The organism is Streptomyces sp. NPDC030021 (genome assembly GCF_055574035.1).
On record NZ_JBVIAH010000019.1, the window covers coordinates 146,940 to 157,618 of the forward strand.

Consider the following 10,679-nt stretch of genomic DNA (forward strand, 5'->3'; position numbering starts at 1 on the left):
GTGGCGCCCGGCTCCCACACACCCGCACACGCTCCGTGAACTGCCGCTCCGACGTGCCGGGTTCACCGAGCGTTCATCCCTGCGCCGCCGCTTCGGCGCAACCCGGGCCTACCGTCGCGGCTGGATCGTACCGACGCGTTGTCGGCGCCCACGCAGCTACTCGGAGGACACTCGTGCGCAAGCTTCTGCCGTTCATCGGCAACCCGCATGGGAGCGGCCGGTCCGCTCTCACCTGTCGTTACCGCTGTGGCGACGCCTGCTTCCACGAGGTGCCGAACACAAGCGACAACGAGTACGTCGGCGATGTCATAGCCCGCGCCTACTCCCGTCGCGCGATGCTGCGCTCCGCCGCCGTCGTGACGGTCGCCACCGCGGCCGGTTCCGCCGTGGCGCTCAGCGGCTCCGGGCAGACCGCCAACGCCACCACCCCCTCCGCCGATGCCGCCGCGGCCGGCGCGGGCAAGGGCGGCGAGGCCGCCCGCGGTCTGCGTTTCAAGGCTGTCGCGCCGAACACCGACGACAAGGTCACCATCCCCGAGGGCCACGAGCAGAACGTGGTGATCCGCTGGGGCGATCCGATCGTCAAGGGTGCCCCGGGCTTCAACCCCGACAAGCAGACGGCCGCCGCGCAGGCCGGCCAGTTCGGCTACAACAACGACTTCCTGAGCCTCCTCCCGCTCGGCGGCGACTACGAGCGCCAGCAGCTGCTCGTGGCCAACCACGAGTACACGGACGAGAACCTCATGTTCAAGGCGTACGACCCGGCCAACCCGACCCGTGAGCAGGTCGAGATCGCCTGGGCCGCGCACGGCCTGTCCGTGGTCGCCGTCCAGGAGGACCACCGCAGCGGCAAGCTGACCGCGATCAGCCGCCACCAGCTCAACCGCCGGCTGACCGCCACCAGCGAGTTCAGGCTGACGGGCCCGGCCGCGGGCAGCAGCCTGCTGAAGACCTCCGTGGACGCCACCGGCACCAAGGTGCTCGGCACGCTCAACAACTGCGCCGGTGGCACCACCCCGTGGGGCACCACCCTCCACGGCGAGGAGAACTTCAACCAGTACTTCGGCAACGCCGGCCAGGTCACCGAGCCCACCCAGGCCGCCCGCCTGAAGCGCTACGGCGTGACCGCCGGTGCCACCGAGCGAAAGTGGGAGCGGTTCGACAAGCGCTTCGACGTGGCGCAGGAGCCCAACGAGCCGCACCGCTTCGGCTGGGTCGTCGAGCTGGACCCGTACGACCCGAACTCGGTCCCGCGCAAGCGCACCGCGCTCGGCCGCTTCAAGCACGAGGCCGCGCAGCCCCGCCTGACCGAGGACGGCCGTCCGGTCGTCTACATGGGCGACGACGAGCGCTTCGACTACTTCTACAAGTTCGTCTCGTCGAAGCAGATGAAGAAGGGCAATTCGCGCGCCGCGAAGGAGCACAACCTCACGCTGCTCGACGAGGGCACCCTCTACGTCGCCAAGCTCACCGGTGACTCCCCGGCCGCCGAGCTCGACGGCACCGGGAAGCTCCCCTCCGACGGCGAGTTCGACGGCTCCGGCGTGTGGATCAAGCTGGCCACCGGCAATGTCTCGCACGTCGAGGGCATGACCGCCGAGGAGGTGTACATCTTCACGCGCCAGGCCGCCGACAAGGTGGGCGCCACGAAGATGGACCGCCCCGAGGACGTCGAGCCCTCCCCGCGCACCGGTCGCGTCTACATCGCGCTGACCAACAACACCGACCGCGGCAAGCCGGGCAAGGAAGGCGCCACCGAGGCCAACCCGCGCAACCTGAACAAGCACGGCCAGATCCTGGAGCTCGCCGAGAACTTCGACGACCCGGCGGGCGACGGTTTCGCCTGGCGGCTCTTCCTGGTCGCCGGTGACCCGAACGACCCGGCGACCTACTTCGCGGGCTTCCCCAAGGACAAGGTCAGCCCGATCTCCTGCCCGGACAACGTGGCCTTCGACCCGCACGGCAACCTGTGGATCTCGACGGACGGCAACCAGCTCGGCTCCCACGACGGCCTGTTCGGTGTCGCGACGGCGGGTGAGCGCCGTGGTGAGCTGAAGCAGTTCCTGACCGTTCCGCGCGGCGCCGAGACCTGCGGCCCGCTCATCCAGGACAAGCGCGTCCTGGTCTCCGTCCAGCACCCGGGCGAGATCGACGGCGCGTCCGTCGAGAAGCCGCAGTCGGTGTGGCCCGACGGTCCCGGCAAGATCGTCCGCCCGGCGGTCGTGTCCGTCTGGCGCAAGGACGGCCGCAACATCGGCGTCTGACCGGACCAGTTGACCCGAGGGGCGTGTTTCACGTGAAACACGCCCCTCGGGCATTCAAGCCGCTGAACCCGCACAAGCCGGTCAATTCCCCTGCGGCACCCTGCCGACGGGGAGTCGGAGCGTCGTCACCGCGCCCCCGTCGGGCGCGTTGGCGAAGCCCACCGCGATCTCCAGCACGGCCGCCTGCCCCATCACGATCGTGAGTCCCAGGCCGTGACCGCGCCCGCGGCCCGGGTCCCCGGTACGGAACCGCTGCGGGCCCTGCTCGATCAGCTCGGGCGGGTAGCCCGGCCCGTGGTCGCGGACCACCACCACCGGTCCGTCCACGGTCACCTCGACCGGCGGCCTGCCGTGTTTGCCGGCGTTGACCAGCAGGTTGGCCAGGATCCGGTCCAGCCGCCGCCGGTCGGTGACCACCGCCATGTCCTGGACCACCCGTACCGAAGCGGCCGGCCCGGCCTCCGGCGCGGACCCGCCCCCGCCGGCGACCGCGGCGACCGCCCGCTCCACCGCCCGGCCGAGCTCCACCCGGGCGAGGTCGGCCCGTTCGACGCCCGAGTCCAGCCGGGAGATCTCCAGCAGGTCCTCGGTCAGCAGGTGCAGGGCCTTCAGCCGGTTGTTGATCATTTCCTTGGGGCGGCCCTCGGGCAGCAGCGCCGCCGCGGCCAGCGAACCGGTGAGCGGGGTGCGCAGCTCGTGCGCGACATCCGCCGTGAAGCGCTTCTCCGCCTCCAGCCGGCCCTGGAGCGAGCTCGCCATCGAGTCCAGCGCGTGCGCCACGTCCTGGACCTCGTCGCGGGAGCGGCCCGGCCCCGGATCGTCCCCCTCGGCCTGGAGGTTCACCCGGGCGTCCAGGTCCCCGGCGCTGATCCGCCGGGCCACGGCGGCCGTGGCCGCGAGCCGCCGGCTGATCCGGTCGGCGAGGAACAGGCCGGCCAGCGCCACCAGCCCGGCTGCGAGGATCGCGGAGGCGAGGATCGCGGTGTCGATGTCCCGCAGCCGTTCGCGGGTGGTCCCGAAGGGCAGCCAGACCGCGAGTACCTTGCCGTCGGCGGGTCCGGCCGCCCACATGACGGGCTTTCCCCCCTGTTCGCCGACGATGCTGCCGGTCTGACCGCTCGCGACGAGCTCGCGCAGTCGCCGGGGCAGGCCGGGCGGATCGAACACGGTGTTCACGTCGCCGTGCGCGGTGCCGTACTCGTAGTGGCCCAGCGCGTGTTCCAGCTCGGCGGCGGCTGCCTTGCGGACCTCCCCGACCATCTGCCGGGCGACCACGTTGTGCACCAGGATGCCCAGCGCGGCGGCGACCATGCAGCACACCATGGTGGTGGTCAGCGCGATCTTCCAGCGCAGGCTGCTCAGCGCGCGCATCGCGCCCCGTCCCCGCCGGACGGGTTCTGTGTGAGCCCCGGGCAGTCGTCGAGGGTGAGCTGGGACAGGTTCATGATCCCGGCCTTCGGGTCCCACACGTAGTCGGAGACGGCGACGTGCTGGGGGTTCGTCGTGGGCTCGCGGACCGCCAGGTGCTCGGCCGCCACCTCCACGCCCTCCAGCACCGCGCGCCGGGACAGGATCCGGGCGATGTTGCCGTCGTCCTGGACGGTGTAGACGCGCAGCTCGCTGAGCCGGCCGTCGACGTCCAGGGCGGTGATGAGCTCCTCCCGGCCGTTGCCCGTCAGGTCGTGCAGGACCGCGGGGCGCACCGGGCAGTCGGGGCCGCCGTCCACAGCCTGTGTGCAGAGCGCGAGCCGCTGGACGGCGCGCGGGTCGACGAGCCGGCCGGTACCGCCGTCCTGCTCGGCGGCGGAGGTGATGTCGGCGCGTACGACGGACAGGGCGTCCACCCCGCGCATGTTCAGGTCGGCCACCTTGGGCAGTCCGGGGACCACGGCGGCCGCGCCCGGTTTCTGGTCCTGGGCGGGCGGGTCGGGGCGGATGTCCTTCCACAGGCTCTTCGGGGCGTGCACCGTGCCGAGGTCGCCGTCGCTCTGCAGTCCCTCCACATCGGCGCACCCCGCCAGGAGTACGGCGAGGACCATCACGGCAGGGGCGACGCGGCGCATGCTCCGATGCTGCCCCGTCCGCCCCCGCCCGGCCCGGGAGGCGGCCCATTCGGGGGACGCAGTCCCGGGCGGGGCCGCGGCGGGGTCAGGACTCCGGCCGGGCGATGGCCAGGGCCGCCGCGATCTCCTGGTGGACCGGGGCCAGCACGCTGGTCGCCTCGCCCGGCGGCCCCGCGTCGACCCGTACCGGGATGCTGCTGCTGCGGACCCGCACGGCCAACTCGCGAAGCTGCCGCGCGATCGACTCGACCTCGTCGGCGGGGGGCGGGGCCGCACCGTGGTTGACCCGGACGCGCGCGGCGGTGGTCGCGTCCACGATCCGTTCGACGGCGACCACCAGCGGCCACCAGGCGGCGGCCCGCGCCCCGGTCGGCGGCGGCTCGGTCAGCGCCCGCTGGAACTCGCTGCGTACGCCCGACAGGTCCCGGTAGATGCGCCGCCGGGCCTGGAGCCGGGTGGTCCGCGCCGCCGCGAGCGCGGCCTCACCGGCGACCGGTGCGAAGGCCCGTTCCACGTAGCGGGCGGCGTCGTCCACGGTGTCGGCGAGCCGGTCCCCGATCCGGGTGTGCCAGCTCTCGGGCCACAGCAGGTATCCCGCGACGAGGGTGATCGCGCAGCCGATCAGGCTGTCCACCAGCCGGGGGCGGATCAGGTCGAAGCCCTGGTGGTTGAGCAGGTCCGAGAGGAGCAGGATCACCGGGGTGATCGCGGCGGTCTGGAAGGCGTACCCCTTGACGGAGAAGGCGGGGATCAGCCCGGCCAGCACCACCATCACCGGGACGTCCCACCAGCCGCGCGGCACCTCGGAGAGCACGGCGGCCGCGATGACCAGTCCGCCGGCGGTGCCGAGGGCGCGCAGTACGGCCCGGGAGAACACCGAACCGAAGTCGGGCTTGAGGACGAAGGTGACGGTCAGCGCGACCCAGTAGGACCGCTCGAACTCGATCACCGATACGAGGGACTGCGCGATCCCGATGCACAGCGCGAGCCGCAGCCCGTACCGCCAGGAGGCCCGGGACAGCATCATGTCGCGTACCGCCCGCCGGGCGCGCACCCGCAGGGCGGCGGGCCGGCCGAGCCGGTCGTCCACGTTGTCCAGGTCCGGCCGGGCGATGTACACGATCTTCGCGGCATGGCGCAGGGCCGCGTCGACGGCCCGTTCGGCCGGGGTGTGCGCGGCGGGCAGCTCCAGTACGGGCGTTCCGTTGCGGCCCTCCTCGACGGCGTCGGCCAGGTCCCGTACGGCCGCCGGGATCTCGGGGGGCAGCGGCCGGCCGCGCAGGTGTGCGGCGGGCGCGGCCTCCACCAGCGGGATCACCACGTTGAGCTGGGCCAGCAGCCGCACCAGCGAGGGGCTGCGCCCGTGCACCCGGGCCCGGCGGCCGAGCACGAGGTCGTAGGCGTGGTTGATGGCCTGGGTGACCTGCTGCCGGCGTTCGTCGTAGAGGGCGCCGGGTCCGCCGGCGGCCTCCAGGGCGTCGGCCAGGGCCCGGTAGGTGTCGGCCACGGCGGTGCGTTCGGGCTGCCGGCGGCGCAGCGGCCAGCCCAGCAGGCTCAGCGCGAGGACGAACAGCCCGCCCGCGGTCAGCAGCAGCGGGGCCGTCCACCAGGGCTCGGGCAGCGGCAGTCCGGCGCCGATCACGGCGTTGAGCAGGAGCAGCAGTCCCGAGACGGAGGCCACCGTGCCGATGGAGGAGATCATTCCGGAGACGAGGGCGATGAGGGTGAGCGCTGCGACGGCCAGCCAGCCGTGCCCGTAGACCAAGGTGCCCAGCGCCACGCCGACGGCGCCGAAGAGCTGGGGGACGGCGATGTTCAGGACACGCATCCGGTAGGCGTCGGCGGTGTCGCCGATGACTCCGGCGAGGGCGCCCATGGAGGCGAGCGCGCCGTATTCGGGCTCGTCGAGGGCGAAGCCGACGGCGAGCGGGACGGACATCGCGACCGAGGCCCGGGCCACGGCGGCCCACGGGATCGGTGCGGCACTGGGTTTCAGCCCGTTGAGCAGCCAGGAAGGCGGAGCCAGCGGATGGTGCCGGGCTCGCCGCGACGCTATGTGTTCGGTGCGTTCGGTGCTCATTCCCGCTTCCGTGCCCGCCGCTCGCGAATCGGTTCTTCTGTGATCTTCTGCGTGGTTCTGCGTGTGTTGGTACCTTCCGAGCTTATGGGGTGCGGCGTAGTCGGCCCATCACCCATGCGGCAAGTGCGGCGGCGAGCCCGATCACCAGCACCACCCAGGCGGTGGTGCGCAGGTACGCGGTGAGGGCGTCGTACACCGCCCCGGCGGCGGGCCGGTCGATGTCGGCGGGCAGATCGTCCAGGGTGAGCCGGCGGCAGACGTCCACCGCGAGCCACAGCAGCCCGGCCCCGACCGCCAGCCCCACTCCGGTGGCGATCACGGCGCGCCGCCGGTGGACGGCGACGGCGATGGCCGCCGCGGCCAGGAGCAGGGTCAGTACGGGGAGCCAGACGCCGGCCACCTGGAGCATGTGGAAGCCCTTCCGGAGAGCGCCGAGGTTGTCGTACTCCATGACCTTCACGGTCAGGTGGGTCACCGGGATGCGGTCGGCGAAGGGCACGTCGTCGGCGACGAGGTCGCCCCTGACCTGGGCGATGACGGGTGCGAGGTCGATGGTGAGGGCGTCGCCGTGGCCGGTGGTGAGTGCGTCGAGGAACGCGGCGTGGGCGGCGCGGTTGGCCGCGTCCCAGGCGGTCCGGTAGGCGGAGGTGCCGGCGAAGGAGTGCAGGGCCTCGCCAAGCAGGGTGTCCACGCCGATCTGGAAGGGGCCCGCGTCGAACTGGCCAGCGAGGGCGCGGGTGACCTGGGTGACGACGACCTCCTGCACCTTCGCGTTCTCGGCGAGGGGGGACATGGCTGCGGTGTACCGGTCGGCGTTGCCCAGCTCGCGGTCGGCCCAGTACGCGACGGCGCTCGCGGGCACCAGAAGGGCCACGAGCACGATGAGTACCGTCGACAGGATGGTGCGCACGTCACCAGGGAAAGCGGACGCGGGGCCGGGCGCGAGCGGTGTTGCTGCGGGTGGGTGGTGGGGCGTCGCGCGGCGTGGCACCCTTGCGCCGATAATCCTGGATATTTAATATCCAGGATATGAAGATGAGCGAGGGCGTCGAGTGGGCGCTGCACAGCTGCGTCAACCTGGCCTGGGCCGGTCCGGACCGGGCCGTGTCGGCGGCGCGTCTGGCCGCGTGGCACGACCTGCCCGCGGCCTATCTCAACAAGCAGCTCCAGGCGCTGGCCCGGGCGGGCATCGTCACGTCCACCCCCGGCCCCCGGGGCGGCTTCCGGCTGGCTCGCCCGCTCGACGCCATCTCGCTCATGGACGTGGTCGCCGCCGTCGAGGGCCCCGAGGGGGCCTTCCGGTGCGCGGAGATCCGGCAGCAGGGGCCCGGCGCCGGCGAACCGGCGGACTCCGCCCCCGAGAGGGACGCAGCCGACTGCGCCATCGCGCACGCCATGACCCGGGCCGAACTGGCCTGGCGCAGGGCGCTGGCGGCCCAGAACCTCGACGAGATCCGGCAGCAGGCCGAACGGCAGGCCCCCCAGGCCCCCGAGCGGCTCCGCGCCTGGCTCGCCGCGCGGTAGCCGCACCACGGAGCACCGCACCACGGAGCACCGCACCACGGAGCACCGCACCACGGAGCACCGCACCGCACGTACGGACACGGAAACGGAACAAGGGAGCTCGGCATGACGCGCAGCATCATCAACCCGGCAGGACTCCACACCCCGACCGGCTACGGCTACAGCCACATCGTCTCCGCACCCGGCGAGCAGGTGTTCATAGCTGGCCAGTACGGCTCCGACGAGCACGGCCACGTCGTCTCCGAGGACTTCGCCGACCAGGTCGAGCAGGCCTTCGCCAACCTCCGTACCGCCCTTGCGGCCGTCGGCCTCGGCCCTTCCGACGTGGTCCGCATCGGCACCTACATCGTCGGCCACGACCAGCGGAAGCTGGAGATCCTGCTGGGGCAGCTGCACGCCACCTGGGGGACCGAACTGCCCGCCCAGACCCTGATCGGCGTCGCCGCCCTGGCCCTGCCCGACATGCTCTTCGAGATCGACGCGGTGGCCGTGCGCACGCCCTGACCACTGATCCACTTGCCGCCCGGGGACGGCGGGTGTGCCCTGGATGATGGGAGAGAGGAGCCCGTCATGGCACATGCGGCACCCACCGCCTTCAGGCGGCAGAAGCGGCAGGCGGCGAGCAAGACCCATCTGCACAAGAGCGCGTTCGTGGGGCCTCTGCTCCTCGGGCTCGTCTACGGAGTCTGGGCCGCTTTCATCGAGCGCCAGGCGGGTCCGGTGACCACGGCCAACGTCTTCTACGGGATCCTGTGCGGCGTGATCTTCGCAGGGATCATGTTCGGCCTGGCCAGGGTCGGTCCCCGGATGATGCGCGAGGTCCACGCCGCCGCCTACGGAGCCTTCGGCGGCATCGCGGTGGGCTATCTGCACAGCCTCACCGACCAGTCGATCTTCAAGTCCGTGGTGGTGGGCCTCGCCGTCGCCGCGGGCGTCGGTGCGGCGGCGTTCTACCGCTACTACACGCACGAGGACTGAGCCGGTCGCACGGCCGGGACGGGCAGGAGCGCCGGTACCCCCGGCGCTTCTGGCGCGTCGCGCGGTCCCTACGCGGCCGAATCCGCAGGGGCGGTCCGCTGCGGTTCGCTCTCGGCCTCGACGGCCGTAGCCGTAGCCGTAGCCGTGGCTGCGGCTACGGCTGTGGCCGTGGCCGTGGTCTTCGGTGACGTGGCCGGCTCGGTCTGCCGGACCGGCGGGGAGAACCGGGTGACCTCGGCGCGGAGCATGGCGTTCAGTGCGGCGTACGGGTCGATGGGCATGGCGGAACCTCACGGTGCTCAGGGGAGTGTGGGGGCTGCTTCGGACCTCGGTCCGCTCAGCAGCGCAGCACCACACTCCGCACCGTCCGCCGGGACAGGGCCGGTTCGGCCGCGTCCGCGGCGGGCCCGCACGCCGGAGCGGCCGGGTGTTCCACGTGAAACACCGCGAGCGGTGCCCGCCGTACGCCGGGCAGTCCGCGCGTGACCGTCCGTACGGCCGCCCGCGCCTCGGGATCAGGGGCCGGAGCCGGATCGGACTGGCCCTCGCCGGGCTCGGGGGACTCGGCGGGGACGCCCGGTACGGCGGGCGCGGTGGAGGCGGGGCGGAACTCGGCGGCTTCCGCACCGGCCGGACCGGCGCCGAAGACGCACAGCAGCACGACACAGGCCATGGTCAGAGCCCTGGCCAGTGCCGAACGCGTGTGGTGCCTCCCGCTCATGCGAGGGGTGTGCCCCGCCACGCCGAACGACTCCCGGGCGGACCCCGAGAACCCCCCGACCGGGGGACGAAGACACCCCCTCGGCTGACGGACCGCCGCCCGACCGTCGCTCTCAGCGGGTGCGGCGCTGCCCGGTCAGCCGGGCCAGCACGGCGGTCTCACCGCCGACTAGCCGCAGTTGGGCCCGGCCGGGCGCGCCCTCGTGGCCGGAGGCCCTGCCGGGTGAGATCCGTACGACGGTGAACACGGCCGTACGGCTGTCCGCGCGGGGGATCTCGATGGTCCGGCCCCGCCGCAACTCGCCTAGGCGAAGGCCTTCCACCGTCACCACCGCGGTCCCGGCCGCACCCGGAGCCGGACCCCCGGTGTCCCAGGCGAACGTCTCGCTGTCGCCGGTCAGCGGTACGTCCACGCCCAGGCTCGGAATGCGCAACCGCAGCGGCCGCGCGGCCCGCAGGGGTCCGGTGACCGCCCGCAGCGGCCCGGGGGCGGTCCTCGGCGACCGGGCCCCCGTGCCGGGGGTGTGCTCGCCCGACTGCTCCAGCTCCCGCACCAGACGGCGGTGACCGGACAGCCCCAGCGCCCGCGAGGGCAGCGCGTCGTCGGTGGTCACGGCCGCGGGCCGGGCACCCTCGGTCCGTTGCAACACCACGATGCCGGTGGACAGCAGAACCACCGTCAGCGCAGCGACGGCCCACTTGGCGCGGGGCATGGGATTCCCTCCTGTCCGGCTCGGACGGCCGGGTCATGTGAGCAGTGGACATCTCCTCTGCCCGTCGGTACCCCGTGCAACACGGTGGACTGACATGGCGTCACGGGCGTGTCGTCGCCCGATCGGGGAGTCTTCGCAGTTCGCGAAGGGTCCACCCGCCGACCGCCCGGGGCGGTACCGATGCGCCCGAACGGGTGAGAGGTGTCCTGCTAAGGGGTGTCTTGGGGGGGGGGGGGGGGGGGGGGGGGGGGGGGGGTGCGGGGGGGGGGGGGGAAAAAAAAAAAAAAAAAAAACAAGAAGAAAGAAGGGGGAGGGGGGCAGGGGAAGTAGCGGGGAA

At 72.7% G+C, this 10,679-nt stretch carries 11 protein-coding genes; 4 read left to right on the forward strand and 7 right to left on the reverse strand.

Translation table 11 applies throughout. The features are described from left to right. The first annotated feature begins 173 nt into the window (after window positions 1-173). Entirely contained in the window at window positions 174-2,264 is a 2,091-nt protein-coding gene (locus ACZ4YL_RS31365) for a PhoX family protein (protein WP_468121188.1), read from the forward strand. Window positions 2,265-2,345: 81 nt separating this feature from the next. On the opposite strand, the gene ACZ4YL_RS31370 is transcribed toward ACZ4YL_RS31365, so the two are convergent. The 4 genes from ACZ4YL_RS31370 to ACZ4YL_RS31385 form a co-directional block, all read right to left on the reverse strand. Then, window positions 2,346-3,635: an ATP-binding protein gene (locus tag ACZ4YL_RS31370; RefSeq protein WP_468121189.1), complete on the reverse strand. Its 1,290-nt coding sequence runs from the start codon at window positions 3,633-3,635 to the stop codon at window positions 2,346-2,348. Further along, on the reverse strand, window positions 3,623-4,327 hold the full coding sequence (locus ACZ4YL_RS31375) for a hypothetical protein (RefSeq protein WP_468121190.1): 705 nt from the start codon (window positions 4,325-4,327) through the stop codon (window positions 3,623-3,625). The genes ACZ4YL_RS31370 and ACZ4YL_RS31375 overlap by 13 nt, the downstream gene beginning before the upstream one ends. A gap of 85 nt (window positions 4,328-4,412) precedes the next feature. After that, window positions 4,413-6,407: an FUSC family protein gene (locus ACZ4YL_RS31380; RefSeq protein WP_468121191.1), complete on the reverse strand. Its 1,995-nt coding sequence runs from the start codon at window positions 6,405-6,407 to the stop codon at window positions 4,413-4,415. A gap of 82 nt (window positions 6,408-6,489) precedes the next feature. Continuing rightward, entirely contained in the window at window positions 6,490-7,317 is an 828-nt protein-coding gene (locus tag ACZ4YL_RS31385) for a hypothetical protein (RefSeq protein ID WP_468121192.1), read from the reverse strand. A gap of 125 nt (window positions 7,318-7,442) precedes the next feature. On the opposite strand from ACZ4YL_RS31385, the gene ACZ4YL_RS31390 reads away from it, so the two are divergent. The 3 genes from ACZ4YL_RS31390 (at window position 7,443) to ACZ4YL_RS31400 (ending at window position 8,909) form a co-directional block, all read left to right on the forward strand. Beyond that, a complete protein-coding gene (locus ACZ4YL_RS31390) occupies window positions 7,443-7,931 on the forward strand; it encodes an RrF2 family transcriptional regulator (RefSeq protein WP_468121244.1) in 489 nt (162 codons plus the stop codon). Between the two features lie 105 nt (window positions 7,932-8,036). Beyond that, window positions 8,037-8,435, forward strand: coding sequence for a RidA family protein (locus ACZ4YL_RS31395; RefSeq protein ID WP_468121193.1), 399 nt, complete (start codon window positions 8,037-8,039; stop codon window positions 8,433-8,435). A 66-nt stretch (window positions 8,436-8,501) separates the two neighbouring features. Then, window positions 8,502-8,909, forward strand: coding sequence for a hypothetical protein (locus tag ACZ4YL_RS31400; protein ID WP_468121194.1), 408 nt, complete (start codon window positions 8,502-8,504; stop codon window positions 8,907-8,909). Between the two features lie 68 nt (window positions 8,910-8,977). Here ACZ4YL_RS31400 and ACZ4YL_RS31405 read toward each other — a convergent pair whose 3' ends face one another. The 3 genes from ACZ4YL_RS31405 to ACZ4YL_RS31415 form a co-directional block, all read right to left on the reverse strand. After that, window positions 8,978-9,190 carry a hypothetical protein gene (locus tag ACZ4YL_RS31405; RefSeq protein ID WP_468121195.1) on the reverse strand — a complete coding sequence of 71 codons (213 nt, stop codon included), beginning with the start codon at window positions 9,188-9,190 and terminating at the stop codon, window positions 8,978-8,980. Between the two features lie 56 nt (window positions 9,191-9,246). After that, window positions 9,247-9,630: a hypothetical protein gene (locus ACZ4YL_RS31410; protein ID WP_468121196.1), complete on the reverse strand. Its 384-nt coding sequence runs from the start codon at window positions 9,628-9,630 to the stop codon at window positions 9,247-9,249. Window positions 9,631-9,742: 112 nt separating this feature from the next. Next, window positions 9,743-10,342, reverse strand: a complete 600-nt coding sequence (locus tag ACZ4YL_RS31415; RefSeq protein ID WP_468121197.1) for a class F sortase — start codon at window positions 10,340-10,342, stop codon at window positions 9,743-9,745. Window positions 10,343-10,679: the final 337 nt, after the last annotated feature.